Below are 25,117 nucleotides of genomic sequence, written 5' to 3' on the forward strand. Positions count from 1 at the left end.
TCCTCAGACGGTGTTGCCGGACTTGGCAGCCACCACACGAATCGCCGCCACGATGTTGGGGTACGCACCGCAGCGGCAGAGGTTGCCGCTCATGCGTTCGCGGATCTCATCTTCGGTCAGGCCGACCGGGCCGTCGTTGCCCAGCGCTGCAGGCGGGGTCACCGTGCTCGGCATGCCCCGCCGAGCTTCGTCGAGCACCGCCACCGCCGAGCAGATCTGCCCCGGCGTGCAATACCCACACTGAAACGCGTCGTGCTCAAGAAACGCCGCCTGCATCGGGTGCAGCACAGCGCGGTCGATCACGCCGTCATGCCCGTGGGCCAGCCCTTCCACAGTGGTAATGGTGTCGCCCTCGTGCATGATCGCCAGGGTCAGGCAACTGTTGATGCGCCGGCCGTTGACGAGCACGGTACACGCGCCGCATTGGCCGCGGTCGCAGCCCTTCTTGGTCCCGGTCAGGCCGAGCACTTCGCGTAGCGCATCAAGCAGCGTCACGCGCGGCTCCAGGGACAACGCATACGGCTTGCCGTTGATATTGAGTGACACCGGCCGCGCTGGTGCCAATGCCGCCGGACGCGCGGGTGCGTAAGCGGAAGCCGAGGCACCGGCCGCCTCATGCGGCAGCGCCAATGCCGTGGCCGCCGCCGCGGCGCTCTGCAGAAAGCCGCGCCGGCTCGGTCGTGCGGGTGACCCGTCCGATCCATGATCGGAACCACCCGGTGCAGCGGTGAAAGGTTCGGAACGCTCTTCTGACATCACGCAGGCTCCACCGGCCACGCGGCCGCAACGAGGACATGCGTCAGGGGAAAGCAAGCGGAATACCCGGCACCCGGGTAGGTGGAAGCCGCAGAGCAGCGGCGTCGCGCAGGAGATTGGCTGCGGCGCGTGTAAGGCTTACGCGCCGCGTTGCAGTGCGGTTACTTGGCCGTGCCGACGCGATCGCGCGACACGTCCATCACCATGCGCGTCAGCAGATACAGGCGCGGCACGATGGAGTTCAGGTCGACGTACTCGGCGTCGTTCGAGTGCGCGCCAAAGCTCGCCAGGCCGAAGCGCTCAATGACCGGCGCCTTGGTCTTCGACGCGGCAAAGGCGGCATCGGTACCACCGCCTTCGGCCTTGTCGTCAATCTCCAGCGTCTTGCCGAGTTCGCCGTAGATCTTCTGGGCATGCTCGGCCAGCGCGCGCGAAGCCGGCGTGGCTTCCAGCGGCGGGCGGCGGCGCTCGAACTTGGCCGTGACCTGCGTGTCCGGAATCAGCTTGTTCTTGATGCGCTCGTTGACGGTCTCTTCCAGCTTGTCGGCATCGACTGCGCGCAGCAGGCGCACGTCGGCCTGGGCGCTGGCCACCGCCGGGATCACGTTGCGGTTGGTGCCCGCCTGCGCCACCGTCCAGTTCACCTTCAGGCCGGTCTCCGGCTTGGACAGATCCCGCATCTGCAGCACCTGGTGCGACAGCTCATACAGGGCGTTGCGCCCCTGCTCCGGCGCGCCGCCCGCGTGCGAGGCCTTGCCCTTCACATCCAGCAGGATCGCGCCGATGCCGCTGGTGGCCAGCGACAGCTTGTCCGACGTCACACGCGTGCCTTCGCACGAGAACACGGCGTCCTGCTCGGCGCCCAGCTTGGCCTGCATGGCGCGTGCACCCGGCGAGCTGATCTCTTCATCGCCGTTGATCAGCACGGTGAGCGTGCCGTACTGCTTGAAGTTGACCGCCTGCAGGATCGACACCGTGTGCAGGATGACCGCCACGCCGTTCTTGTCATCGGCAATGCCCAGGCCGTAGGCGCGGTCCCCGTCGATGCGGAACGGCTGCTGCGCGAGCATGCCCTTCAGGTACACCGTATCCATGTGCGCGATCAGCATGATGTTGCGCTTGCCCTCGCCCTTGAAACGCGCCAGCACCATCTTGCCGACCTTCTCAGGCGTGTCCGCCATGCGGTAGGCGTGGTCGCTCGGGTCGATCAGCTTGACGTCGCCGCCCAGGCCGCGCAGGCGCTCGGCAATCACGCCGGCAATCTTGTCCAGGCCCTCGATGTCCTTGCTGCCCGACTCAATCGACACCAGCGTCTTCATGGTGTCGATCAGCGCCGGCTTTTCCTGCTGGGCGCGCTTGTAGATTTCCGCGGGCGGCACGGCGGCGGCCTGACCCGCGGCCAGCGCGCCGACCATGGCCAGCACGGCCAGCACTGCCGGTCGTGCTCCCCGGGCAAACGATTGGGCTCTCATACCTGTTTCCTCACCTGTTTTTCGTTATGGTTTGCAGCAAAGCGGCGATTTTCGCATGGGCATCTGAGCGTTGCCTGCATCCCATTTCTCCGTTGCGCCGGGCGCCATGACACAACGCAAAGGAATCCCGACAGACATGCGCAAAACGACAGCGCAACGCTGACACTGTCGCTACAATTGCTGCCATGCAATACATCCATGTCGTCAACGGCGATGTTGCCGGCGCCACGCTCAAGCAGGCGCTCGCACAGGCTGGCCGCCCCGATTCCGTAGTCGTACTGCGCGACGATCTCGCCGTCGGGCCGCTGGCTGACGTCGACAGCGTGGCGATGGCGCGCTCGGGTTTCTGGCAGCGTGTCGCCCCGAACAGCAACATCGACTTCGCCGCCGAAATGCGCAACGGCCTGGCCTCGCTGGCCGATCTGCGAGATGCCACGACCGAAGTGGCCATCTGGCACGGGCAGAGCGCGTCGGATCAGCTCATGCTGCGCCGGGTCGCCTATTACCTGTGCCAATCGCCCCAGCGCATCAATGAAGTCGGCATGGATGTGCGTGAACTTGAGGCCCCCAACGGCCAGGGCCCGCTCACGACCGTCGGCATGTATTCGGGCGCGCGGCTGGCACGGCGGTTTTCGACCATCGCGCCGGTGTCGGTGTTGCGTATCGGTCGCTTGGCGTACGAATGGCAGCAGACCGTGCGCGAGAACGCCGACGTGCGGCTGTGGAAGGGCAACACGCTGGTGCCTGTGTCGTATGGCACGGTCGATGAGGTGATTCTCGAGCACGTGCCGACCGATTGGGCCAGCGCCCGCGACGTGGTCGGCAGCATCATGGGCGCCATCGATGGCCTGCTCGCCAGCGACTGGTTCGTGTTCTGGCGCTGCCGCGAGTTAGTGGGCAACGGCCAACTGTTGCTGCGCGGCGAGGCGGATTCGCTCGCCACCTGCGAACTGCGGCGGAATGTGAGCGTGGCGGTCTAGCGCCACTGTTCATGCCAACACGAAAAAGGAGCGCCAAAGCGCTCCTTTTTTCTTTCCCGTTCCGAATCAGCCTTCCCGGCGCAGGCCGGCGCGCGCCGGGCAGTCAATAGGCGTGCCGGGTTCCCCTCCATCGACTTCGTTGGCGAGGTCAGCATCAGGCTGCGCATTTTCGGCATCGCTGTGCGCATCGCCCTCGCCCCATGGCAGACCGGATTCACGCAGGCGCTTGCGCTGCGTGCGGTCGCGCTGGAACATCTCGGCCAACTCATCCCGGCCTTGCTGCGCGAGCGAAACGAGCTTCTTCTGGTCGCGGTAGACGGGGTAGACCTGTTCCATGGAGTTGAGCGTGTGGCGGCGGAACGTCTGGGCGATGCGGTGCGCCTCGTACGGCTCCTTGCCGAGGCCTTCCAGCACGCGGCGGCCCATCATGAGCGAACCCTCGAACATCTCGCGCTCGATCACCTCCACGCCGCGGTCGCGCAACTGGTACACGTGCGACACGTTGCGCGCCCGTACGTACAGCTTCAGGTGCGGAAAGCGCTCGCGCACGCGGTCGACCACTTCCAGGCTCGTCTCCATGTCGTCGATGGCGACGACCATCATGCGGGCCTTGTCGGCACCAGCGGTTTCCAGCAGGTCCATACGCGTAGCGTCGCCGTAGAAGACCTTGAAGCCGAAGCGGCGCAGCATGTCGATCTGGTCCGGATCATGGTCCAGCACGGTGGCGCGGTAGCCCTGGCTGTAGAGCAGGCGGCCGACGATCTGCCCGAAGCGACCAAAGCCGGCGATGATGACTTGGTTGTCCTGCGGATCAATGGCATCGGGCGCGCGCTTCTTGCCGTCCATCAGGCGGGGCACGAGCACCTTGTCGTGGAAGAGCAGCAGCAAGGGCGTAGCAGCCATCGACAGTGCCACCACCAAATTCAGCGCGGCGGCCGTTTCTGCGCCGAGCACATCGCCCGCCACGCCGGGGCCGAACACCACAAACGCAAACTCACCGCCCTGCGAGAGCAGGAACGCAAACAGCCACGCCTGTCCGCGCGCAATGCCAAAGCGCGTGGCCAGCAGGCGCAGCGCGCCGATCTTCACCGCCAGGAACACGGCTACCAGGCCAATCACCGCCAGCGGCTGGCGCATCAGCACGCCAAAGTCGATCGACATGCCGACGGCCAGGAAGAAGAGCCCCAGCAGCAGGCCCTTGAACGGCTCGATGTCGGTTTCCAGCGCGTGGCGGTATTCGGAATCGGCCAGCAGTACGCCAGCAATGAAGGCGCCCAGCGCCATCGACAAGCCCACGCTGTGCATCAGCAGCGCAATGCCCACCACCAGCAGCAGCGAGAACGAGGTGAACATCTCGCGCATGTTGGTGCGGGCGATGGCACGCAGCACCGGTCGCAGCAAGGTGCGTCCGCCAAAGATGACCGCCGCCACGACACCCACGGCCTTGGCCGCCGCCACCCAATGGCTGCCGGCCGCGGCATCGCTGGGCTCTGGGGCCAGCAACGGCAGCAGCGCAATCATCGGGATGGCCGCAATGTCCTGGAAGAGCAGGATGCCGAAGCTCGCCGTACCCGCCGGCGTACGCATCAGGTTGCGCTCTGAGAGCGTCGCCAGCGCGATCGCCGTGGAGGAGAGCGCCAGCCCCAACCCCGCCACCACCGCTGCGCGCCACGGATGGCCCACCGCCATCACCGCCAGCCCGACCATCAGCGCGCACACCACCAGCTGCAGCCCGCCGTAGCCGAAGATGCTGCGCCGCAGCGACCACAGCCGTGCCGGCTCCAGCTCCAGCCCGATCACGAACATCATCAGCACGACGCCGAATTCCGAGAAATCCAGAATCGACTGCACATTGGTGATGAGCCGCAGCCCCCACGGCCCGACGATCACCCCGGCAAGCAGATAGCCGAGCACCGAGCCCAGCCCCAACCGGCGCGCCAGCGGCACCGCCGCCACAGCGGCTGCCAGATAGATGACGAAATTGACGAGCAGGTCGTGCGATTGCATGAACGAAGGCGGATCAGTCAGGTTCAACCGGCAGCCACGGCTGCAGGGCGGCGCGGACGCCGTCGATATGGGCAGCGATCATCTCGGGCGTGGCGTCGTCGGCGTCGTGCAGCACATGCGGCGGCTCCCATTGCATGCCGCACAACGCGGCCGTCTGCTGCAGCGGCAACAGGAACATGTCGAACGCGTGGCCGTGGGTGCCATCCTGGCTGTAGGCGTGGGCGCGGCCACCGGTGGTGGCCAGCACCATCATGTGCTTGCCACGCAGCGCCGTACCGCCCGGGCCGTACGCCCAGCCCATCTCCAACACCACGTCGATCCACTCCTTGAGCAGCGACGGCGTGGCGTACCACTGCACCGGAAACTGGAAGACGATCAACTCAGCCGCCTCTACCGCTTCCTGCTCCAGGCGCACGTCGATGTCGAAATCCGGGTAGTGCCAGTACAGATCGTGCATGGCCACACCCGGCAGACTAGCCAGCGCGCGCGCCAGCGGTTTGTTGGCACGCGAGCGGCGCGGCGCAGGGTGCGCGTAGATCACAAGAATGCGCGAAGGCTGCATGGACGAGAAAGGGAAAATCAGGAGGCGGGGGTGCCTTGAACGCGCATCTTCGCACGGCTAATGTGGAGCAGCGTTACAACCGCCCCGCCGTTCATTGCTGGCCGCAAGCAGCATTTGCGCAAAACAAGCGACGCCGACACCTCTTTTTGCGCAACGCAACAACGCGCGTTGTTGATGTACCACAAGGCTGGAGAGCGCGTTCCACTGCGGTAAATCAATGATTTGACGAGAAATTCCGGCGCGAGACTGACGCCAGCCTTACGGGAAATCCCTGATTACCCTACAATAGCATGGTGCATTGCACAACACCCAGTTGCACCCCACTGTGTGCCTGCGCAGGCGCTATCCGCCTCTGCATCCGATCACTTTTGCCCGCGCATGAACGGGGGCAATCCGCATAGGAAACGTTGTCGTGAACCCGCTCGAACTGAGCAAGGCCATCGGCGTCGTCACTCAGGACGACATTGACAAGACCGAGGCGGCGCAAGGCGCGCCGCGCTCCACCGTGCTGGTGCGCGAGCTTGCTGCGCACCACCGGTCGCGCCTGCTCAAACACCTGCTGGCCCTGGGCCAGGAAGACCGCCTGCTGCGTTTCGGCCAGGTGGTGGGCGATCACGTCATCGAGGCCTACGTCGACAGCATCGACTTCGACCACGACAAGGTCTTCGGCGTGTATGACGAGCGCCTGACGCTGATCGGCGTCGGCCACCTCGCCTATCTGCGCGACAACCCGCAAGGGCGTGTGGCGGAGTTTGGCGTGTCGGTGTCGGAATCGGCGCGTGGCAAGGGCGTGGGCAGTGCGCTGTTCCAGCGTGCCGCCATGCATGGCCAGAACACCAAAGTGCGCACGTTGTACATGCACTGCCTGTCGCGCAATTCGGCCATGATGCACATCGCCAAGAAGGCCGGCATGCGCGTGCAGTACGCCTACGGCGAGGCCGATGCCTACCTGGAACTGCCGCCCGCCGACACGATGAGCCTGCTGACCGAGGCCATCGACGAACAGGTCGCCGATCTCGACTACATGCTCAAGCGCAACCTGCGCGACGTGCGCCGCTTCGGCCAGCGCTTCTGGCGCTCGCTGGTGCCGCAAAAGCGCACGGTCTGATCGCACCGCACACACGAAAACGCCCGGCTCTGACCGGGCGTTTTTCATTCTGCTCCACAAGGGTCATCGCCTAGAGCAATTGTGTGCTTGTCAGCCTCGCGGGTGCCCTCTCTACGATGACGATGAGGCACCGCTCGCCCTCCAGTGGCGGCCACCCACGTCGCCCGCGAGCCCGTGCCGCGGCAAGAAGGAGACAACAATGAAGACACCTTCCGCGCAATGGCCGCTACTCGCGACCACCATACTGCTGTGCCTGGGCAATCTGCCCGCCAGCGCCCAGGACAAGACCCAGGACAGCGCCATGGCCGACATGACGATGGCCAATCCGTCCGATCTCAAATGGGTCGACCCGCCGCCGGGTCTGCCCAAGGGGGTGAAGCTCGCCGTGCTCTACGGCGACCCCGGCAAGGACGGCCCCTACGTCATCCGCCTGAAAGCGCCGGGCGGCTACAAGGTGCCCCCGCACTGGCACACGCAAACCGAAAACCTGACGGTGATCTCGGGCACGCTCTACCTGGGCAGCGGCGACACCATGGACATGGGCGCCGCGCACGCGCTCAAAACCGGCGGTTTCCACAACCTGCCCGGAGGCATGCACCACTACGCCTTCACCAAGACGACGACGGTGGTGCAGATTCACGGCACAGGGCCGCTGGATGTGAAGTACGTCGATCCGAAGGATGATCCGACGGCGAAGCAGTGACACGCCGCATCAATGGCTGCTCCGCAAGGCCACCGGGGCAGCCATTGCTCTCAACCAGCGGTCGGCAAGCTAGATAAACGCCCCTTAACACGTGGCCGGCGCACGCTGGCTACCATGCTCTTCCACACGCCAAGCATCCGGAAACTCGATTACGTGCTCACGCTTAGCCCGAAGAACGGAACCGCTGCATGCAAGTAAGTCGCAGTCTCGTCGCCGCGGCGTTGCTGGCCGCGCAACCGGCCATGGCTGCAGAACCCCTGACCGGAACCTTCCGTGGTGACGGCCGTGCGTGCTTCGGCGCGCTGTTCGTACGGCCCAAGACCATCGAGTGGAATGCCAGCTTCTTCACATGCGGCCCAACGCGTTACAAGGTAATCGAGCAGGACCTGTCGGGCGACCATTCGCGCGCGGCGTTCAAGATTGAAGACCCCCGCAAGCGCTGCGGCCTGGTCGTCATCGAGGTCTACCGCTACAACGATACGTTCTGGAACGTGAAAGGTTATCCAACCCTAGAGGCATACAAGAAGCGCGAAGAGCCCGGCTGGAAGGACGCAGCCAACCCTGCGCGGCAGGTCGCCCTGTGCGGCATGCGCAAGGAATAAAGGAATAACCCAGCGCCGCCCCCATCATCACCATGCAGCCGCTCCAACGCTTCGCCCTGGAGAAACACAGCGGCCCGTATGAACGGTGGCCGGCGCGCACGCGTGTGATCGTCGATGGCGTGCCACATCCCACGCTCGCCATCCCCGGCTACGAACTGCTGCGGCAGTACCAGACCGACCTCGGCTTCGTGCTCATCACCGAGTACGACTGCCCGTTTGAAGAAGCCGTCTCCATCACGCTGGTCGCGCCCGACCTCTCACGCGCCATCAGCACCGGCACCATCGGCGCGGCGTACTACACGTTCTGGCTGGAAGACGTGGAATGGATCGACGCGAATCAACTTCGGCTCACCTGCAAGGACGTCGCCGGCGATTGGCTGGTCACGCTGCGCGCGCGGCACATCCCGGTGTTGTCGCCCGCTGTCTTCATCAAGCGCCGTGTGGCGCCACCGGTCGAACCTGCGGTGTAAAGTGAACGGCTCGTTCACCAACGCCCACCCCGCCATGACCGACGACGAACGCGCCATCCGCAACGTAGTGGACACCTGGCTCGCTGCCAGCAAGGCAGGCGACCTGGATACGGTGCTGGGCCTGATGAGCGATGGCGTGCTCTTCCTCACGCCCGGCCAAGCGCCTTTCGGCAAGGAAGCCTTCGCCAAGATGTCCGAGGGCATGAAGGGCGTGCACGTCGACGGCACGAGCGATATTCAGGAGGTGCAGGTGTTTGGCGAGATCGCTTATCTGCGCAACGCGCTGCGTATCGTCATCACGATGCCGGATGGGAAAGTGGCGCGGCGCTCGGGGCAGACGCTCACCATCTTGCGCAAGGAAGCCGATGGGAAGTGGCGATTGGTGCGGGATGCGAATTTGGTGATGGCTGAGGCCGCGACATAACATGGTCTTCCTAGCCATCACCCCGCAAGGTTTGCAGCGCGCGCTACAACTAGCAGGCGATACCGGTCTGCCGATCTGGTGCGGATCGGACTCCGTATCCGATGCTGACTACAGCAAACTCGCTGGACGCAACGTCTTGCGGTTTGTCTATCCACTGAGTAGCGCCTCCGCCGAAGCGCTACAAGGTGCGGTCGATACGATCGCGGAGCACCATCCAGGCGAGCCCATTTGGGTAGAGCAGCGGACGTCGACCTAGACCCCTTCCCTCATGCGACTCTCTCTCGAACTCATCTGGCGCGACCCCGACGACAGCATGCTCGAACTACGGCTATCGCTCCAGAGCGCAACGCAATCCGTCGCAGTCGACTTCTATGATTACGCGCCAAGCGTGACTGCGTGGGGCGCACGATTGGCGGCATTCCCGGCCAGCATCAGCGACGAGGCAACGTTCGAAAGAGGTGCGAAGGGGGACAACACCAATCTCTGGCTGGCTATCCGCGCGTTTGTGGTGAACGACGCTGGCGCAACGGCACTAGAGATCGACTATGAGAAGCGCGGTGATCGGCTGAATCGCGAGGCAGCCCGCTTTGCTGTTTCAGTTGAGGCTGCGGAAATCAACCGCTTGGGCGCTGCATTGCAATCATGGGACCCCACGGAACATCCGCCGCTAGTATTCGGCGATGGCTCGCTAGAGCCCGCCTGACTCAGCATCCCCGCCCGTCTCGGGGAAGCCTTCCCGCTGTTTTAGTTCTCTGCCCGCTCAAGCAGGTCCAGCACTTCCCACCGATACGGATCGACCAGCACACCCTCCAGCGTGGTCAACACGCACGCACCAATCGCATCGAGAAAACCGGCGCGATATTCGGGCGAATGCAACCCGACGGCGGACGCAAACTCCCAACGCAAAGCGCTCGGCTGGAATTTCCGGTGCACGCGCAAATCGGATTGCGTGCGACGCAGGAATTCCCGCGCGGCCAGGGCGCCGGCGAGGTATTGGCGTCTGCGGTGGGTCATTGGGCACCTCCGTGAGCGGTGTACTCAGAGGTGCGAGGTGGGGATGGATACGACGCGGGGCGATGCCCGCTGGGTGCGAACAACATAGTGTCTCCTAGCGACGGTTGAAGAACCGGCGGCCTCCCTCGTCGCCAAACGAGGGTGGCGGGCCAGACGGCGGGGTTGGCGAACCGGAGCTAGGACCCGGCAGACCCGAAGGTCTCCCCACCCGGCCCGCCGTATGAGACACGACGTGCGCGAGCGCGGCGAGCGCTTGATGCGTTCGCCGTCCTAGCTGGTGGGTCGCCAAACCCGTGCCATCACGGCAGTGACGGCGGCAGGAATTATAACGAGCTAGCCGAATACAAGCACGTCGACATTTTTGATTTTCGGAAATCAGATAGCACGAGATCAAGTCGCAATAACTGAGTCCATCTGGCGCACTGCTTGTTGCTGATACAGATCGAGCCAAGTTCTCCGCCCTGTTCGCAGTTCTGCAAGTTTCAACTTAGGACTGAGTTCCACGGCACCCGGCAACGCCTTGCAAAAATGTCGAATAGCAGATGCTGCATGTCCGGGAAGCACTCCATCATTGAACATCAGCGCAAAAAAAAACTAGTGGACCAAATACATTTAATCGGAGAACGTAGCCTTTTGCCCCGGAAACAGCGCCGTAGCAGATACGAACTAAAAATGGATTAAGCCGTACGGAACCAGCCGTGATATCAATATACGGCGCCCGATGCAATTGCTCGTCGCTCAGAATCACAGGTTCGGCAAGATAAGCCAGGACGGCAATCTTTGAACGAACGGGCGAAGCTGCCTCCCCGAGAATAAATGGAATGAATGGCTCGAAGAGATAACTATGCGCCTGATCTACACGACTTGAATTGAAAGATAGCTTCAAAAGCCAGCGAACCAGACGATCGTATTCATACCGGAGCGCCAAATTCAATTTTGTGTAATTTCTTACCAAAACTTTTGACGCAACGAGAACCTCTCTCCCATACGAATCCAGCTCGGATAGGACCCCGCTATTGCAAACATCACAAACGTCTCTGATCTTTGCTTCCCCAGAGATCATTTTTTCTGCGCGCTCATTCCAGCCCAGGATCGATGGCGACAACTCTTTCTGAAACACGCACAAGAAGGAGGGAATAATATGCTCGCGTGTCATAGTCCCAGAACGCTTGCAGTACGCGCAAACTGACATTTACTCCTCCCCATTGCATTCCAAAAGGAGCGTGTAGCACATATTCCTTCCGCACGCCCCTCAAACCACCACCGGCAACGCCGTCGTATCCTTGATCCGCTCCAACGCAAAGCTGCTCTTCACATCAATCACCGCCGGGTGCGCGAGCAGTTGGTCGCGGATGAAGCGCGCGAAGTGCTCCATGTCTTCCACGAACACCTTGAGCAGGTAGTCCATCTCGCCGGTCATGGCATAGCAGGTGACCACCTCGGGCCACGTCGCCACGGCGGCGCGGAAGATATCGGACGGCCCCTTGCCCTTGGGCGCCCCGCCCTGCTTTTCCAGCCGCACATTGATGTACGCCGACAACCCCAGCCCGATCTTGGTCGGGTCGAGCAGCGCGGCGTACTGGCGGATCACGCCGCTCTCCTCCAGGCGGCGGATGCGTCGCAAACACGGGCTGGGTGACAGGTTCACCCGCTCGGCGACTTCCAGGTTGGTGAGGCGGCCGTTGTTCTGGAGGACTTCCAGGATCTTGCGGTCGATCTTGTCGAGTTCCACCTTGCTCATTTTGTTGCTCCGCACCAATTAATTCGGCAATTTTCTTGCGCAAATTTAGCAAGGCGGGCACAACTTCGCAATTTTTGCTTTGCGTGACACTTCTACACTGCGAGGATCGTCAAAGACCTGAGCGCCCGGGAATACTCCACGCGGCGCCCGCCCTGTAGGAGATCGCTATGCAATTCACGCCTTGGGAAAACCCGATGGGCACCGCCGGCTTCGAGTTCATCGAATACGCCGCGCCGGACCCCGTTGCCATGGGCAAGCTGTTCGAGAACATGGGCTTCACCGCCATTGCGAAGCACCGCCACAAGAACGTGACGCTGTATCGCCAGGGCGAGATCAACTTCATCATCAACGCCGAACCCGATTCGTTTGCACAGCGCTTTGCGCGTCTGCACGGTCCGTCGATCTGCGCGATCGCGTTCCGCGTGCAAGACGCCGCGTTCGCCTACAAGCGCGCGCTGGAGCTGGGCGCGTGGGGCTTCGACACCCACAGCGGCCCGATGGAGCTGAACATTCCGGCCATCAAGGGCATCGGCGATTCGCTGATCTACCTGGTGGACCGCTGGACCGGCAAGAACGACGCCAAGGCCGGCGACATCGGCAACATCAGCATCTATGACGTGGATTTCGTGCCCATCGCGGGCGCCAACCCGAACCCCACCGGGCACGGCCTGACCTACATCGACCACCTGACGCACAACGTCTACCGTGGCCGCATGAAGGAATGGGCCGAGTTTTACGAACGCTTCTTCAACTTCCGTGAAGTGCGCTACTTCGACATCGAAGGCCAGGTCACGGGCGTGAAGAGCAAGGCGATGACGAGCCCGTGCGGCAACATCCGCATTCCCATCAACGAGGAAGGAACGGAGAAGGCCGGCCAGATCCAGGAGTACCTGGACATGTACCACGGTGAAGGCATCCAGCACATCGCGCTGGGTTCGACCAATCTGTCCGCCACGGTAGACGCGCTGCGCGCCAGCGGCATCAAGCTGCTCGACACCATCGACACGTATTACGAACTGGTCGACAAGCGCATCCCCGGCCATGGCGAAAACGTGGCGGAACTGAAGAAGCGCAAGATCCTGATCGATGGCGCCCCGGGCGACCTGCTGCTGCAGATCTTCTCGGAAAACCAACTCGGCCCGATCTTCTTCGAGTTCATCCAGCGCAAGGGCAACCAGGGTTTTGGCGAGGGCAACTTCAAGGCGCTGTTCGAGTCGATCGAGCTCGACCAGATGCGCCGCGGCGTGCTCAAGGCCGACGATCAGCCGGCCTGAAGACCCTCAAACTTCAGGCAAGCTGTACCCGCACCCCGGTGGTTCGCCATCGGGGTGTTTTTTTGCGCGCATGAAAAACGGCGCCCGAAGGCGCCGTGTGTTGCAACTGCGGAAAGGCTCTGAGGCTTATTCGCCCTTGGTGGCCGACGGGCCGCCCGGCATGGCCGCCGCGGCTGGGGTGTTTTTCTGCGCCTTGCGCGCGTCGTGGCGGGCCTTCATGTAGGCGCGGATCTCGTCTTCGGTGACCTTGCCGTCGTGGTTGGCGTCGATCTGGTCGAAGTTCTTGGCCAGGTGCGGCATGCCGGCTTGCGCTTCTTCCTTGGTCAGGGCGCCGTCGCCGTCCTTGTCAGCGGCCTTGAACTTGGCGTCGAAGCGTTCCGCCATCTTTTCGCGCATTTCGCCTTTGTGCGCCTTGTGCCAGGCGGCCAGTTCATCCTTGCTGAGTTGGCCGTCGTGGTTGGTATCGATCTGGTCGAAGTTCTTTTCCAGCCAGGCGTGGCCCTTGGCCTCGTCGCGGGAGATCTGGCCGTCACCGTTGGTATCGAGGGCCTTGAAACCACCGTGGTGGCCGGGCTTGGCGGCGCGGGCGGTGTTCTGCGGGGCTTGGGCGGCAGCCGGCGCCTGGGCGGCGGGTGCGCTGGCATCCTGCGCACGGGCGTTCATGCCAGACATGGCCAGAAACAGGGCCGAGGTGGCGAGGAAGGCGTGGACAGCACGTTTGTTGGTCATGGTCAGCTCCTTTTCACATGGACTCACAGGACTGTGATGCCGATTAGAACCCGACAATGCCGGCATGTTGCCGTGTTTTACACGCTGTTACCCCGATGACATGCCCTGTAATATCGGCCCGCCGCGTCACAGCGGGCCAGGACAGGCCTACTCCTGAGACGGCTGCGGGGCGACGTCGCCCTTGCGTGCAGCCGCAGCGGCACGATGGCGTGGGCCGGCCATGCCACCGCTTTGACCGGGGGCAGCCTCATCGCCCGTATTGATCTGCGGCGGCGCGATGGGCAGCATGGCGCCCGGCATTGCCGTGTTGGCCGGGTTGTTGGGTACGGCCGGGGGCGGCATCGCCGGGGTGGCCAGCGGGGCTGCTGCGCCGGAAGGCGGCAACGGCATGGACGGCGGTGCATTGCGACCGCCTTGAGACACCCCTGCGATGGCACTCGCCGGCAGCGGAATCTCCTGGCGCGCCCCATTGCGTTCGATCACCACCGCGCGCGCCTTGATTTCCACCAGCTTCAGGTTGGACGACAGTGATTTGCCGGCACGCACAGCCTGCGGCGGGCCGCCGTTGACGGAAACGATCGCCGCGCCGGAGCCGTCCGTCAGGTCGGCCACCACGCCCATCACCTGCACGTCGCGCGGGCCGCTTTGCGGGCCGCCGCCGAACAGCGTGACGGCGGCGCCGGTTTCCAGCGCATCCGTCTGCGCCACGCGCGCTTCACGCGGCACGCTCAGCGAGCGCAGCGACGACAGCGTCAGCACCCAATGCGTCAACAGCGCACACAGGGCAGCAAACAGTACGAGACTGAGCAGGCGAGACGACTGTTGAGCATTCATGAATATTGGCGAAACACCGGAGGAATTTGTCGATTCTATCCGCCCTTCATGCCGATTCGGTGAAGCGCGTGGACGGCCGCCTCTCCCCGCCGAAACCGCAGGACCCCAGCGGGCGTTCTATGGTCATATGTCACAGATATACTGTGTTCCTTCCTCCTATTGCCAACTCTCTCGCCATGATGCAAGGCCAACTTCGCTCATCTTTCCGGCAACGCGCACTGGGTCGCCATGCGGCGCGCGGCTTTACTCTGATCGAGATCATGGTGGTGGTGGTGATCCTGGGCATTCTTGCCGCGCTGGTGGTGCCGAAGATCATGAGCCGCCCAGACGAGGCGCGCATCATTGCCGCCAAGCAGGACATCGCGTCCATCTCGCAGGCGCTCAAGCTCTACCGCCTGGACAACGGCCGCTACCCGACCACCGAACAGGGCATCGGCGCACTGGTCACCAAGCCAACCACCGAACCGATCCCCAACAACTGGAAGGCCGGCGGCTATCTGGAACGCCTGCCCAAAGATCCGTGGGGCCACCCGTACCAATATCTGAACCCGGGCGTACGCGGTGAAGTGGACATCTTCAGCTTTGGCGCCGACGGCCAAGCCGGCGGCACGGGCAACGACGCCGACATCGGCAACTGGGACAACTAAGCTCCACGCCCGCGCGGACCCTGCTCGCCATGCTCGGCCAACCTCGCCATCGCCGGCACCTGCGCGGCTTTACGCTGCTGGAACTGCTCGTGGTGGTGGTCATCATCGGCATCGTGCTGGGCGTGGTGGCCGTGAATGCCACGCCTAACCCGCGCTCACAACTGGCCGACGACGCACAAAAGCTGGCCCGCCTGATCGAACTCGCGCAGGAAGAGGCACAACTCACCTCGCTGCCCGTCGCATGGGAAGGCGACACGCAGGGCTGGCGCTTTTATGAATCGACACCCAACGGCTGGCGCCTGCTCAACCGTGACGTGCTGGCCCCGGGGCACTGGCGCCAGGGCATGGACAACGTGCAGATCGTCGCCGGGGCAGCCGTGGCCCCAGGGGCACCGCAGCGGCTGGTCTTTGGCCGCGAGGCGATCGGGCTGCCGTGGCGCGTGGCGCTGTCCTCGCAGGGTTCCCGCGTGGATGTGCTGTCCGACGGCGGCCCGCGCGTGCTGACGGAATTGCAATGAGCCCGGCCCGCTCCATCCCACGCGCCCGCGCCCGTGGTTTCACCCTGCTCGAAGTGCTGGTGGCGCTGACCATCGTGGCCGTGGCGCTTACCGCCACGATGCGCGCCATGGGCGGCATGACCACTGCCAGCGATTCTCTGCAAACCCGCATGATCGCCACCTGGAGTGCCGAGAACCACTTGGCCAACCTCCGGCTCGCACGCACCTTCCCCGACCCGGGCTCGCGTGGCTTTGCGTGTCCGCAGGGCGATACGCAGCTCTGGTGCGAAGAGACCATCGCCAGCACGCCCAATCCGGTCTTCCGCCGTGTGGAGGTGGCGGTCTATCCGGACGCCACCAAATCCGTGCGCTTGGCGTGGCTCGTCACCCTGCTCCCCAACGATGCGCGCAATGTCTTCTAAGCACCGCGCGCGCGGCTTCACCCTGCTTGAACTACTGGTGGCGATCACGCTGCTGGCCATCCTGGCCGTCATCGCCTGGCGCGGGCTCGACAGCATGACGCGCACCCACGAAGCACTGGCCCAGCGCGACGAACGCATCGAAGCGCTCAAAACCGCCTACGCCCAGTTCGACGCCGACTGCACGCAGCTCGCCGACCCCAACACGCTATCGCGCTCCCCGGTGGAGGTGGATGCCAATCGCGTGCTGCTGGTGCGCGACCGCCGCGACGATGGCCAACCGCCGGCATGGCAAGTGGTGCTCTACCGCACCATCGATGGCCGCCTAGAGCGCCTGCAGAGCCCGTCCATTACCAACCGCAGCGACCTCCGCAACGCACTGGACAACCTGCGCCAGGGTGGCGGCAATGCGGCGCGCTATCTGCTCGCCAACAACGTCGACGGCATCAGCGCGCGCGCCTGGATCGAACCGGGCGGCTGGATGGACAACGCCGGCGCCCTGTCGGCAGCGCTGTTTCCGGCCGGCAGCAATACGACCACGCTGACGGACCTGCCGGCCGCCTCCACACCCGCCGCATCGGGCGCGGCGGCCAACACTGGCGTAGTGGTGCCAGCGGCCTCGGTGCGTGCGGTGGAACTGGCCCTGCTCGTACGCATGACGCCGCAGGGCGCGCCGCAGCGCTTCACGCGCATCTGCATGACGGGGCTCTGACATGGCGCGATGCTCCCGTCGATTCGCTCAAGGTACTGCGCGCCAGCGTGGTGCGGCCATCATCATGGCGCTCTTGGTGGTCACGCTGGCGGTGGTGATCGTCTCGGGCATGCTGTGGCGCCAGCAGGTGGAAATCCGCGCCGTGGAGAACCAGCGGCTCAAGGCGCAGGCCTCTTGGATCGCGCGCGCCGGCATCGACTGGGCACGCCTGATCCTGCGCGACGACCAGCGCCGCACCGGCGCCGTCGACCACCTCGGCGAAATCTGGGCCGTGCCCATCCAGGAGACCAAGCTGTCGGACTTTCTCGGCAGTTCGCTGCGCACGGACGCTGCCGGCGAAGAGTCGTATCTATCAGGCCGGATCTTCGATGCCCAGGCACGCTTCAACCTGATGAACCTGCTGACGATGCAGACCCTGGGCTCGCGCACCATCGTCACCGGCCGCGACAAGGACGGCATCAAGGCCTACGGCCTGCTGCTGCAATCGCTCAACCTCGACCCGAGCCTGGCCAACGTCACGGCGACGTACCTGGCGCAGATGCTGGGCGGCTTCCAATCGGCGGAGGGCAGCCAAGGCGGTCAGCCAGGCGGCAGCCAAGACGCCGGCGGGAGTGGCGGCGGCAACAGCCCTCGCCCGCTGGACGATGTCGACAGCCTGCTCACCATCCCCGGGTACACCGCCGACACCATCAGCAAGCTGCGCCCCTACGTGATCGTGCTGCCCACCCGCACGCAGATCAACGCCAACACCGCCAGCGCCGAAGTGCTAGCCGCCGTCATCCCCAACCTGAGCCTGGACCGTGCCCGCGCGCTGGTGCAGGCGCGCGACCGGGCGTACTTCCGCAACATCGGCGACGTCACCAACCAGTTGCGCGGCATCGCCCCGGGGGCCGATACCACCGCCGCCGCCAACCTGCTGGATGTGCAGACGCACTATTTCCTGGTCTACGGCATGGCCCGCCATGAGCGGGCGCGGATCGGCGAAGTGGCGCTTGTTTCACGTGGCGATCCGGTCAACAATAACGCCACCCGCATCGTCTGGGTCCGCCGCGCGGATGCCATTCCGTCATGACGGCGCCGCAACACCCCTGCCTATGCGTAGGTTCCGCAAGTAGACAGACCCCAGCCTTCGCCGTATTGTCATCCGCATCGTTCAGCATCGCGGGTCTTGCGCAATCCGGCGGCTCCGTTGGTAGCCCGCATCCACACTCTCAAGATCAATAGAGGAGCGGTTTGACGACCTCCCTGTACGTGCGCCTGCCGCACCGGCCCATTCAATCGCCCGAGCGCTGGCAGGCGGGTGCGCTCGCTTCCGTGCCGTTTGCGCTGGTGCGCGAGGAAGGCGCGCAAGGGTCGCAACGCATTCTGCGTGAAGGCACGTCGCGCACCGACGAGCTGCCTGCCGCCGATCGCCTCATCCTCCTGCTGCCCGCCGCCGATGTGCTGCTGGTGCCGGCCAACGTGCCGCCGCTGGCGTTGCCCAAGCTGCGTCTGGCCCTGCCGAACCTGGTGGAAGACCGCCTCGTGCAGGACGCGCAGCAATGCCATATCGCCCTGGGCCCACGCCTGGGTGCTGCTCCGGCCCGTGGCTGGCGTGCCCCGCGCGAGCCGCAATCGCGCGCGCTGATGATTGCCGACCGCGCGTGGGTCCGCTTCATTCTGGACACCTTTGGCGCGCACAAGCATCGCACTTGCCATCTGCTGCCGGCCCAGCTTTGCCTGCCGTTTGAAGCGCCAGCGACAGCCGTACCGCGCGCGGAGGCCGCCAACGACGCGGAGCGCGCCGAGCCCTCACTCGATGCGCCAGCCGAACCTGCGGTGGCGGTGGCAGAAACGGCCGTGGCCGCCGCTACCATCGCACTCGATGCCGCGCCGCCGTCCGACCCGGACGCACCCGCTGCCGTTGACATCACCGTGCGCACCGGCCCGGCCGATGGCTACGGCCTGCGCCTGATGCCGGCCAACGTCGGCAACTGGCTCGCCATCGCCCCGGCACCGGCCAGGCTGATGGTCTCCCCCGCGTTGCGCGAATTGGCGCCGACCCTATCGACCGACCCGGCCGCTGCCACGCTGGATTGGGCCACCTGGGCCGCGGGCGCGCGCACTGCATTGGCGTCCGGCGAGGCCGATCTGTGCCAGTTCGATTTCGCCAACGGCGGCATGGCCGGCGTGGACTGGCGGCGCTGGCGCCTGCCGATCGCACTGGCGGTGCTGATCGTGGTGGTACAGCTCATCGGCATGAACGCGCGCTGGCTCACGCTGCGCGCCGAGCAGAAGCGGCTCGATGCCGCCATGCGCACGCAACTGCAGACCGCCTTCCCGAACACGCCGGTGATCCTCGACCCGCCCGCGCAGATGCGCCGCCAGGTCGAGCAGTTGCGCCTGGCCGCCGGTAAATCCGCGCCAGAAGATTTCCTGCCGCTGGCCGATCGCTTTGCCCAAGCCGCCACAGGCCTCGCGCCCGATGCGCTGCTCGCGCTCGATTACCACGGCCGCGCGTTGACGATCACGCTCAAGGAGGGCACCGACACCGCGGCCCTGCGCACGGCTGCCCGCAACATCGGCCTGAACATGGACACCGCGGAGGCCCCGCGCGGCGCCGAAGCCACCGTACCTGGCTCGCGCTGGACGGTCTCCATCGCCCAATAACGCATTCGACATGGCGACTTCTCCCTCCTCCGCTTCGGGCACATCCGCATCACGCCGCTTGCCGCGCATCGGCGTGCCGGACTCGGTGCGCGATGCGGCCACCACGTTCTGGATGCAGCGCGAACCGCGTGAACGGCGCATCCTGGCCGGGGGCGGCGTGACCCTGTTACTCGTGATCGTGTACCTGCTGCTGTGGGAGCCGGCGTTCGAGGGCCAACGCCGCATCGAAAAAGCCCTGCCCCAGATGCGCACCCAACTGGCCGAAATGGAAACGCTGGGCCAGGAGGCGCGCGGGCTGTCCGCCATTGCGGCCGCCCCCGTGCCGCGCGGCGCCGAGCTGCAACAAGCGCTCACCACGAGCCTCACCAACCACGGCCTGAAAGCCACGCGGATGGCGATGTCGGGCGAAAGCGTGCAAGTGCAACTGGACAAAGTGCCCTTTGGCGCCGTAGCCGAGTGGCTGCAGGAAGTGCGCCAGGCCCAGCGCATGAAGGTGATTGACGCGAGCATCAAGTACGTGGGCGCGACCGCCCTGGTCAACGTGACGGCAACGCTGCAAGGCCCCGCCGCCGCTGGCCACTGACGGGACCGCGCCGTGCCGATCGGGATTGAATCACTGCCGCCGCTGCGCCTGCGCCGTCGTGCCGATGCCGACGAACGGCCCGGCATCGGCCGGCGCGTGCTGTGGTGTGTCGTCGCGTTGCTGGCGGTGGGCGTGACGGTGGTATCGCAATATCCGGCCGCCTGGGCCGCCGAGCGCATCGCCCAGGCGACCGGACACCGCGTGCTGCTGGCTGATAGCCAGGGCAGTATCTGGCACGGCAGCGCCACGCTGGCACTCACGGCCGGCACGGGCGGTGCCGATGCGACCGTGCTGCCTGGGCGGCTGTCGTGGTCGGTGGATGTCCTGCCGCTGCTGACGGGCACGCTGCGCGCCCACATCACGCATGACCGCGCGCTCGAACAGCCGGTCACGCTGACGGTGTCGCCCGCGCGCTGGCAGGCCGAGCCCGGCGCGATGACGTTGCCGGCCTCATTGCTGGAGGGCATTGGCGCGCCGTTCAACACGCTCAAGCTGGACGGCCGGTTGAGCGCGCGGTGGACGCCGCTGTCGGGGGATTTTGGCCACGGCCAGGGCCGTCCGGGCACCGTCCAGGGCGCGCTGACCGTCATGCTTGAGCAGGTATCATCCAGCCTCAGTCGGGTGCGGCCGCTGGGCAGCTATCAGGCCGTCGTGTCGTTTGGTGGTGCGGGTGGCGCGAATGATCGACCAACAGCCCAACTGGCCTTGTCAACGCTGGCCGGGCCGTTGACACTGCAAGGCCAGGGCACCCTCGGCCAGGGCGCGCATTTTGACGGGGTGGCGAGTGCCACGCCGGAGTCGGAACCCCAATTGATTGGCCTGTTGAGCCTGCTGGGCCCGCGCGACGGGTCGCACCATCGACTACGCTTTTGATTCCCAGCCGGTGCGCGAGCCAGCGCGCCGACAACCATGAACGAGACCATGCAAAACGCCGCTTCCCGACTCACCGTTCGCGCCATCGTCCTGGCATGCTGCGCAACAATGGTGGCCGGCTCGATGCCCGCGACGTCAGCCCTTGCCGCCCCACCGAGCGCAACGTCCGCCCAGAGCGGCAATCCGGGGGACGAGGTCTCGCTCAATTTCGTCAATGCCGATCTCGAATCGGTGGTGAAGGCCGTCGGCCAGGCCACCGGCAAGAACTTCATCGTCGACCCGCGCGTGAAGGGCACCGTCAACCTCGTCACCGAGAAGCCGGTCACGCGCTCGCAGGCGCTGGAATCCCTCGGCTCGATCCTGCGCATGCAGGGCTATGCGATCGTCGAGGGCAACGGCTTTACCAAGGTGGTGCCGGAAGCCGACGCCAAACTGCAAGGCTCGCCGACGAGCGTGGGCGCAGCCGGTGCACGCGGCGGCGAGCAGGTCGTCACGCAGGTCTTCCGCCTGCAGCACGAATCGGCCAACAACCTGGTACCGGTGCTGCGGCCGATGATCGCGCCCAACAACACCATCACCGCGTACCCGGCCAACAACACGCTGGTCATTACCGACTACGCCGACAACCTGCGCCGCATCGGCCGCATCATCGCGTCGATCGATACGCCGGCAGCGGGTGAGACCGAGCTGATTCCGCTGAAGAACGCGGTGGCCATCGACGTGGCGGCCACGCTGCAAAAGCTGCTCGACCCGTCGGGCGGCGGTGCAGCAGGCGCAGGTGCCGGCGCGGCGCTGTCGGACCCGAGCCTGCGGACCTCTGTGGTGGCCGAGCCGCGCTCGAACAGCGTGATGGTCCGCGCTTCGAGCGCTGCGCGTCTGGCGCAGGCCAAACAACTGATCGCCAAGCTGGATGTGCCCAACGCACGCCCCGGCAACATCTGGGTGGTGCCGCTCAAGAACGCCAACGCTGTGCAGCTGGCCACCACGCTGCGCGCGATCGTGGCAGCCGATGCCACGCTGTCCGCCGCGCAATCGACGGGCCCGGGCGGCCAGAGCGCGGCGCAAGGCGCCACCTCGCAACCGGCAGGCGGTGCAGCGGGCTCGCAGTTCAACCAGAACACGCAGAACACCAATTACGGCAGCGGCTCCGGCTCGGGCAGTGGCTCGGGTAGCGGCAGCTCATCGTTCCGCGCCTCGTTCGGGCAGAACAACACGCCCACCACCGGCGGCATCATCCAGGCCGACCCGGCCACCAACGCACTCATCATCACCGCCAGCGAACCGGTCTACCGCAACCTGCGCGCCGTGATCGACGATCTGGACGCGCGCCGTGCGCAGGTCTACATCGAATCGATGATCGTGGAAGTAACCGCGACCAAGGCGTCGCAGCTCGGCATCCAGTGGATGGTGGGCGCGGGCGGCCCGAATACCTACGGCGGCGGCGGTACCAACTTCGGCACCGGCTCGGGCAACCTGCTCACGCTGGCCGGCACGATTGCCACCATCACCTCAGGCGGCATCGGCAGCTCGGCCGCACAGACGGCGCTCGGCAGCGTGAACGTCGGCCAGCTCAACGGCGGCCAGTTTGGCGTGTTCAACAAGGCGTCGGGGCTGGGCGTACTTCTGTCGGCGCTGGGCTCGGATGGCTCGGTCAACGTGCTCTCCACGCCCAACCTGATCACGCTGGACAACGAAGAAGCCAAGATCCTGATCGGCCAGAACGTGCCGATCACCACCGGCTCGTACGCGCAGACCGGCACGGCGGCGTCCGTTACGCCGTTCCAGACGTTCGACCGCAAGGACGTCGGTATCACGCTGCGCGTCAAGCCGCAGATCACCGACGGTGGGCTGGTGAAGCTGCAGATCTTCCAGGAATCGTCGGCGGTGGTGCCTGGCACGCAGAATGCGACGCAAGGCCCGACCACCAATGTGCGGTCCATCGAAACGAATGTGCTGGCGAACGACGGCCAGGTCGTCGTGCTGGGTGGCCTGCTGGAAGACAACTATCAGGACGGCGAACAAAAAGTGCCGGGCCTGGGCGACATCCCCATCCTCGGTGCGCTGTTCCGCTCGGAGAACAAGACGCGTGTGAAGACCAACCTGCTCGTCTTCCTGCGCCCGATCATCCTGCGTACGGCCGATGCCACCGGCGCGCTGTCGGACAACCGCTACAACTACATGCGCGATACGCAGCAGGGCTTTGTCTCGCCGAACATGCTGCCGACCACGTCGGATAAGGACACCCCGGTGCTGCCCGCGCCCGAAGCGGTGCGACCGGCCGACAACTACGGCGACGTGTCGATCGTGCCGAAGGGCCCCGCAGGCGTGCAGGTGCCCCCGGGCGCCCCGATGCCGATGCCGCAATCGACCACGCGCAGCCAGCCGCGCCAGCAAGAGTTCGCGCCGCCCACTTCCGGCGGCTACGACAGCAACGCGCCGCGCAAGGGCGGTTAAAGACCCATGGCCACGACGCAAGCTCCCATCGCCGACGCCCGCACGCTCGAGGCCCCCTCGCAGTCGGCCGTGCGGCTGGTGCCGTACGCGTTTGCGCGCGACGCCAAGCTGCTCGTCGCCCGCCAGGACGTCGACACGCTCGAAGTCTGGGTGTGCCCGGACACCTCGCGCACCGCACTGGCCGAACTCGGCCGCGTGTTCGGCGCGCTGCATCTGGTCACGCTGGAGACAGCGGCGCTGTCCACCGCCACGCAAACCGCCTACAACGCGCAGGACGGCAGCGCCGCGCAAGTGGTCGGCGAAGTGGAAGGTGAGGTCGACCTGTCGCGCCTGATGCAGGACATTCCCGCCGTGGAAGACCTGCTCGAATCCGAAGACGACGCGCCCATCATCCGTATGATCAACGCGCTGCTCACGCAGGCCGCACGCGAAGGCGCATCGGATATCCATATCGAGCCGTTCGAGAACGCGTCTGTCGTGCGCTTCCGCGTGGATGGCACGCTGCGTGACGTGGTGCGCCCGAAGAAGGCGCTGCACGGCGCGTTGATCTCGCGCATCAAGATCATGGCGCAGCTCGACATTGCCGAAAAACGCTTGCCGCAAGATGGCCGCATCACGCTGCGTGTCGGCGGCCGCCCGGTGGACGTGCGCGTGAGCACGCTGCCCACCGGCCATGGTGAACGCGCGGTGCTGCGTCTGCTCGACAAGGAAGCCGGCCGGCTCGACCTCGGCAAGCTCGGCATGGGCGCCGGCACACTGGCGCGCTTCGACCACCTGATCAACCAACCGCACGGCATTGTGCTCGTCACCGGCCCGACGGGTTCCGGTAAGACGACCACGCTGTACGCAGCGCTATCGCGGCTGGATGCGTCTTCCACCAACATCATGACGGTGGAAGACCCGATCGAATACGACCTCGACGGCATCGGCCAGACGCAGGTCAACCCGAAGATCGACATGACCTTCGCCAAGGCCCTGCGCGCCATCCTGCGCCAGGACCCGGACGTGGTGATGATCGGGGAAATCCGCGACCTGGAAACCGCGCAGATTGCCGTGCAGGCCTCGCTGACCGGTCACTTGGTGCTGGCGACGCTGCACACGAACGACTCCGCTTCCGCCGTGACGCGCCTGATCGACATGGGGATCGAACCGTTCCTGCTGTCGTCGTCGCTGCTGGGGGTGCTGGCGCAGCGGCTGGTACGCCGCCTGTGCGTGCACTGCCGCCGCGAGGAAGTGCTCGAACTCACGCCCGCGGAAGTGGAAGCCGTGGCCGGCACGCCGGTGGCGGAGGGTGTGGCACCAGCCACCCCGGCGCGCAAATCGGTGTGGCATCACGTCGGGTGTGAACGCTGCAGCAACTCCGGCTACCAGGGCCGTACCGGCGTGTACGAGCTGCTGACCGTCACGCCGGAGATCCAAACCATGATCCACCGCCAGGCCGCCGAATCCGAGATCAAGGCGTTCGCCATCGGCCAGGGCATGCAGACCATGCGCATGGACGCGCAGCGCTGGATCGACACGGGCGCTACGTCGCTGGAAGAAGTGTTGCGCGTGACGCGCGATTAAGGCGCGACTAGTGCGCGGCTGGCGCGCCATTCATAGACCCG

At 65.3% G+C, this 25,117-nt stretch carries 27 protein-coding genes; 18 read left to right on the plus strand and 9 right to left on the minus strand.

Annotation, left to right across the window (positions count from 1 at the left end):
• Nucleotides 1-3: 3 nt before the first annotated feature.
• Together ACS7SF_RS08075 and ACS7SF_RS08080 are read right to left on the minus strand one after the other, a co-directional pair.
• Entirely contained in the window at nucleotides 4-756 is a 753-nt protein-coding gene (locus ACS7SF_RS08075; protein WP_439892443.1) for a 2Fe-2S iron-sulfur cluster-binding protein, read from the minus strand.
• Nucleotides 757-917: 161 nt separating this feature from the next.
• On the minus strand, nucleotides 918-2,228 hold the full coding sequence (locus ACS7SF_RS08080) for a M20/M25/M40 family metallo-hydrolase (protein WP_439892444.1): 1,311 nt from the start codon (nucleotides 2,226-2,228) through the stop codon (nucleotides 918-920).
• A gap of 185 nt (nucleotides 2,229-2,413) precedes the next feature.
• Here ACS7SF_RS08080 and ACS7SF_RS08085 point away from each other — a divergent pair, with 185 nt between their 5' ends.
• The gene (locus tag ACS7SF_RS08085; protein ID WP_439892445.1) at nucleotides 2,414-3,208 is read left to right on the plus strand and encodes a DUF1835 domain-containing protein; all 795 of its coding nucleotides are present in this window, start codon (nucleotides 2,414-2,416) and stop codon (nucleotides 3,206-3,208) included.
• A 66-nt stretch (nucleotides 3,209-3,274) separates the two neighbouring features.
• On the opposite strand, the gene kefC is transcribed toward ACS7SF_RS08085, so the two are convergent.
• Together kefC and ACS7SF_RS08095 are read right to left on the minus strand one after the other, a co-directional pair.
• Nucleotides 3,275-5,215, minus strand: coding sequence for a glutathione-regulated potassium-efflux system protein KefC (gene kefC, locus ACS7SF_RS08090; RefSeq protein ID WP_439892446.1), 1,941 nt, complete (start codon nucleotides 5,213-5,215; stop codon nucleotides 3,275-3,277).
• Nucleotides 5,216-5,228: 13 nt separating this feature from the next.
• Nucleotides 5,229-5,777, minus strand: a complete 549-nt coding sequence (locus tag ACS7SF_RS08095; RefSeq protein ID WP_439892447.1) for an NAD(P)H-dependent oxidoreductase — start codon at nucleotides 5,775-5,777, stop codon at nucleotides 5,229-5,231.
• 412 nt (nucleotides 5,778-6,189) lie between these two features.
• Between ACS7SF_RS08095 and ACS7SF_RS08100 the strand changes: the two genes are divergently transcribed.
• From ACS7SF_RS08100 to ACS7SF_RS08125, 6 genes are all read left to right on the plus strand, one after another.
• Entirely contained in the window at nucleotides 6,190-6,885 is a 696-nt protein-coding gene (locus tag ACS7SF_RS08100) for a GNAT family N-acetyltransferase (protein WP_439892448.1), read from the plus strand.
• 199 nt (nucleotides 6,886-7,084) lie between these two features.
• The gene (locus ACS7SF_RS08105) at nucleotides 7,085-7,588 is read left to right on the plus strand and encodes a cupin domain-containing protein (RefSeq protein ID WP_439892449.1); all 504 of its coding nucleotides are present in this window, start codon (nucleotides 7,085-7,087) and stop codon (nucleotides 7,586-7,588) included.
• Between the two features lie 188 nt (nucleotides 7,589-7,776).
• Nucleotides 7,777-8,190 (plus strand): hypothetical protein, encoded by a 414-nt coding sequence (locus ACS7SF_RS08110; protein WP_439892450.1) that lies wholly within the window; start codon nucleotides 7,777-7,779, stop codon nucleotides 8,188-8,190.
• A 32-nt stretch (nucleotides 8,191-8,222) separates the two neighbouring features.
• The gene (locus tag ACS7SF_RS08115; protein ID WP_439892451.1) at nucleotides 8,223-8,660 is read left to right on the plus strand and encodes a hypothetical protein; all 438 of its coding nucleotides are present in this window, start codon (nucleotides 8,223-8,225) and stop codon (nucleotides 8,658-8,660) included.
• Between the two features lie 34 nt (nucleotides 8,661-8,694).
• Nucleotides 8,695-9,084, plus strand: coding sequence for an SgcJ/EcaC family oxidoreductase (locus tag ACS7SF_RS08120; protein WP_439892452.1), 390 nt, complete (start codon nucleotides 8,695-8,697; stop codon nucleotides 9,082-9,084).
• 268 nt (nucleotides 9,085-9,352) lie between these two features.
• Nucleotides 9,353-9,787 carry a hypothetical protein gene (locus tag ACS7SF_RS08125; RefSeq protein WP_439892453.1) on the plus strand — a complete coding sequence of 145 codons (435 nt, stop codon included), beginning with the start codon at nucleotides 9,353-9,355 and terminating at the stop codon, nucleotides 9,785-9,787.
• A 41-nt stretch (nucleotides 9,788-9,828) separates the two neighbouring features.
• Here the strand turns inward: ACS7SF_RS08125 and ACS7SF_RS08130 are convergent, their stop codons facing one another.
• From ACS7SF_RS08130 to ACS7SF_RS08140, 3 genes are all read right to left on the minus strand, one after another.
• Entirely contained in the window at nucleotides 9,829-10,098 is a 270-nt protein-coding gene (locus ACS7SF_RS08130; RefSeq protein WP_439892454.1) for a hypothetical protein, read from the minus strand.
• Nucleotides 10,099-10,666: 568 nt separating this feature from the next.
• On the minus strand, nucleotides 10,667-11,203 hold the full coding sequence (locus ACS7SF_RS08135) for a hypothetical protein (RefSeq protein WP_439892455.1): 537 nt from the start codon (nucleotides 11,201-11,203) through the stop codon (nucleotides 10,667-10,669).
• A gap of 147 nt (nucleotides 11,204-11,350) precedes the next feature.
• On the minus strand, nucleotides 11,351-11,839 hold the full coding sequence (locus ACS7SF_RS08140) for an Lrp/AsnC family transcriptional regulator (protein WP_366170931.1): 489 nt from the start codon (nucleotides 11,837-11,839) through the stop codon (nucleotides 11,351-11,353).
• A gap of 167 nt (nucleotides 11,840-12,006) precedes the next feature.
• Here ACS7SF_RS08140 and hppD point away from each other — a divergent pair, with 167 nt between their 5' ends.
• Nucleotides 12,007-13,113 (plus strand): 4-hydroxyphenylpyruvate dioxygenase, encoded by a 1,107-nt coding sequence (gene hppD / locus ACS7SF_RS08145; RefSeq protein WP_426395619.1) that lies wholly within the window; start codon nucleotides 12,007-12,009, stop codon nucleotides 13,111-13,113.
• A 126-nt stretch (nucleotides 13,114-13,239) separates the two neighbouring features.
• Here hppD and ACS7SF_RS08150 read toward each other — a convergent pair whose 3' ends face one another.
• Nucleotides 13,240-13,842: an EF-hand domain-containing protein gene (locus tag ACS7SF_RS08150; RefSeq protein WP_439892456.1), complete on the minus strand. Its 603-nt coding sequence runs from the start codon at nucleotides 13,840-13,842 to the stop codon at nucleotides 13,240-13,242.
• Between the two features lie 147 nt (nucleotides 13,843-13,989).
• Nucleotides 13,990-14,676, minus strand: a complete 687-nt coding sequence (locus ACS7SF_RS08155) for a type II secretion system protein N (RefSeq protein WP_439892457.1) — start codon at nucleotides 14,674-14,676, stop codon at nucleotides 13,990-13,992.
• A 176-nt stretch (nucleotides 14,677-14,852) separates the two neighbouring features.
• Here ACS7SF_RS08155 and gspG point away from each other — a divergent pair, with 176 nt between their 5' ends.
• The 10 genes from gspG (at nucleotide 14,853) to gspE (ending at nucleotide 25,076) form a co-directional block, all read left to right on the plus strand.
• Nucleotides 14,853-15,323: a type II secretion system major pseudopilin GspG gene (gene gspG / locus ACS7SF_RS08160; RefSeq protein ID WP_439892458.1), complete on the plus strand. Its 471-nt coding sequence runs from the start codon at nucleotides 14,853-14,855 to the stop codon at nucleotides 15,321-15,323.
• Nucleotides 15,324-15,352: 29 nt separating this feature from the next.
• On the plus strand, nucleotides 15,353-15,841 hold the full coding sequence (locus ACS7SF_RS08165; protein WP_439892459.1) for a GspH/FimT family pseudopilin: 489 nt from the start codon (nucleotides 15,353-15,355) through the stop codon (nucleotides 15,839-15,841).
• Entirely contained in the window at nucleotides 15,838-16,242 is a 405-nt protein-coding gene (gene gspI, locus ACS7SF_RS08170; protein ID WP_439892460.1) for a type II secretion system minor pseudopilin GspI, read from the plus strand. The genes ACS7SF_RS08165 and gspI overlap by 4 nt, the downstream gene beginning before the upstream one ends.
• On the plus strand, nucleotides 16,223-16,951 hold the full coding sequence (locus ACS7SF_RS08175) for a PulJ/GspJ family protein (protein ID WP_439892461.1): 729 nt from the start codon (nucleotides 16,223-16,225) through the stop codon (nucleotides 16,949-16,951). Before gspI ends, ACS7SF_RS08175 begins: the two co-directional genes overlap by 20 nt.
• A 1-nt stretch (nucleotide 16,952) precedes the next feature.
• Complete coding sequence (gspK, locus tag ACS7SF_RS08180) at nucleotides 16,953-18,023, plus strand: type II secretion system minor pseudopilin GspK (RefSeq protein WP_439892462.1); 1,071 nt, start codon at nucleotides 16,953-16,955, stop codon at nucleotides 18,021-18,023.
• 161 nt (nucleotides 18,024-18,184) lie between these two features.
• Complete coding sequence (gspL, locus tag ACS7SF_RS08185; protein WP_439892463.1) at nucleotides 18,185-19,600, plus strand: type II secretion system protein GspL; 1,416 nt, start codon at nucleotides 18,185-18,187, stop codon at nucleotides 19,598-19,600.
• 10 nt (nucleotides 19,601-19,610) lie between these two features.
• A complete protein-coding gene (gene gspM / locus ACS7SF_RS08190; RefSeq protein WP_439892464.1) occupies nucleotides 19,611-20,183 on the plus strand; it encodes a type II secretion system protein GspM in 573 nt (190 codons plus the stop codon).
• Between the two features lie 12 nt (nucleotides 20,184-20,195).
• Nucleotides 20,196-21,056: a type II secretion system protein N gene (locus ACS7SF_RS08195; RefSeq protein WP_439892465.1), complete on the plus strand. Its 861-nt coding sequence runs from the start codon at nucleotides 20,196-20,198 to the stop codon at nucleotides 21,054-21,056.
• A gap of 36 nt (nucleotides 21,057-21,092) precedes the next feature.
• Nucleotides 21,093-23,510, plus strand: a complete 2,418-nt coding sequence (gene gspD / locus ACS7SF_RS08200) for a type II secretion system secretin GspD (protein ID WP_439892466.1) — start codon at nucleotides 21,093-21,095, stop codon at nucleotides 23,508-23,510.
• Nucleotides 23,511-23,516: 6 nt separating this feature from the next.
• Nucleotides 23,517-25,076, plus strand: coding sequence for a type II secretion system ATPase GspE (gspE, locus tag ACS7SF_RS08205; protein WP_439892467.1), 1,560 nt, complete (start codon nucleotides 23,517-23,519; stop codon nucleotides 25,074-25,076).
• The last annotated feature ends 41 nt before the right edge of the window (nucleotides 25,077-25,117 follow it).

It is taken from the genome of Ralstonia sp. 25C (assembly GCF_051904805.1).
In the GTDB taxonomy this organism is placed as follows: Bacteria; Pseudomonadota; Gammaproteobacteria; order Burkholderiales; family Burkholderiaceae; genus Ralstonia.

Bases quoted from the DNA above. Each gene is read 5' to 3' on its own strand.
- ACS7SF_RS08075 (WP_439892443.1), bottom strand. From the start codon at position 756: ATGTCAGAAGAGCGTTCCGAACCTTTCACCGCTGCACCGGGTGGTTCC.
- ACS7SF_RS08080 (WP_439892444.1), bottom strand. From the start codon at position 2,228: ATGAGAGCCCAATCGTTTGCCCGGGGAGCACGACCGGCAGTGCTGGCC.
- ACS7SF_RS08085 (WP_439892445.1), top strand. From the start codon at position 2,414: ATGCAATACATCCATGTCGTCAACGGCGATGTTGCCGGCGCCACGCTC.
- kefC (WP_439892446.1), bottom strand. From the start codon at position 5,215: ATGCAATCGCACGACCTGCTCGTCAATTTCGTCATCTATCTGGCAGCC.
- ACS7SF_RS08095 (WP_439892447.1), bottom strand. From the start codon at position 5,777: ATGCAGCCTTCGCGCATTCTTGTGATCTACGCGCACCCTGCGCCGCGC.
- ACS7SF_RS08105 (WP_439892449.1), top strand. From the start codon at position 7,085: ATGAAGACACCTTCCGCGCAATGGCCGCTACTCGCGACCACCATACTG.
- ACS7SF_RS08110 (WP_439892450.1), top strand. From the start codon at position 7,777: ATGCAAGTAAGTCGCAGTCTCGTCGCCGCGGCGTTGCTGGCCGCGCAA.
- ACS7SF_RS08115 (WP_439892451.1), top strand. From the start codon at position 8,223: ATGCAGCCGCTCCAACGCTTCGCCCTGGAGAAACACAGCGGCCCGTAT.
- ACS7SF_RS08120 (WP_439892452.1), top strand. From the start codon at position 8,695: ATGACCGACGACGAACGCGCCATCCGCAACGTAGTGGACACCTGGCTC.
- ACS7SF_RS08125 (WP_439892453.1), top strand. From the start codon at position 9,353: ATGCGACTCTCTCTCGAACTCATCTGGCGCGACCCCGACGACAGCATG.
- ACS7SF_RS08130 (WP_439892454.1), bottom strand. From the start codon at position 10,098: ATGACCCACCGCAGACGCCAATACCTCGCCGGCGCCCTGGCCGCGCGG.
- ACS7SF_RS08140 (WP_366170931.1), bottom strand. From the start codon at position 11,839: ATGAGCAAGGTGGAACTCGACAAGATCGACCGCAAGATCCTGGAAGTC.
- hppD (WP_426395619.1), top strand. From the start codon at position 12,007: ATGCAATTCACGCCTTGGGAAAACCCGATGGGCACCGCCGGCTTCGAG.
- ACS7SF_RS08150 (WP_439892456.1), bottom strand. From the start codon at position 13,842: ATGACCAACAAACGTGCTGTCCACGCCTTCCTCGCCACCTCGGCCCTG.
- ACS7SF_RS08155 (WP_439892457.1), bottom strand. From the start codon at position 14,676: ATGAATGCTCAACAGTCGTCTCGCCTGCTCAGTCTCGTACTGTTTGCT.
- gspG (WP_439892458.1), top strand. From the start codon at position 14,853: ATGATGCAAGGCCAACTTCGCTCATCTTTCCGGCAACGCGCACTGGGT.
- ACS7SF_RS08165 (WP_439892459.1), top strand. From the start codon at position 15,353: ATGCTCGGCCAACCTCGCCATCGCCGGCACCTGCGCGGCTTTACGCTG.
- gspI (WP_439892460.1), top strand. From the start codon at position 15,838: ATGAGCCCGGCCCGCTCCATCCCACGCGCCCGCGCCCGTGGTTTCACC.
- ACS7SF_RS08175 (WP_439892461.1), top strand. From the start codon at position 16,223: ATGCGCGCAATGTCTTCTAAGCACCGCGCGCGCGGCTTCACCCTGCTT.
- gspK (WP_439892462.1), top strand. From the start codon at position 16,953: ATGGCGCGATGCTCCCGTCGATTCGCTCAAGGTACTGCGCGCCAGCGT.
- gspM (WP_439892464.1), top strand. From the start codon at position 19,611: ATGGCGACTTCTCCCTCCTCCGCTTCGGGCACATCCGCATCACGCCGC.
- gspD (WP_439892466.1), top strand. From the start codon at position 21,093: ATGAACGAGACCATGCAAAACGCCGCTTCCCGACTCACCGTTCGCGCC.
- gspE (WP_439892467.1), top strand. From the start codon at position 23,517: ATGGCCACGACGCAAGCTCCCATCGCCGACGCCCGCACGCTCGAGGCC.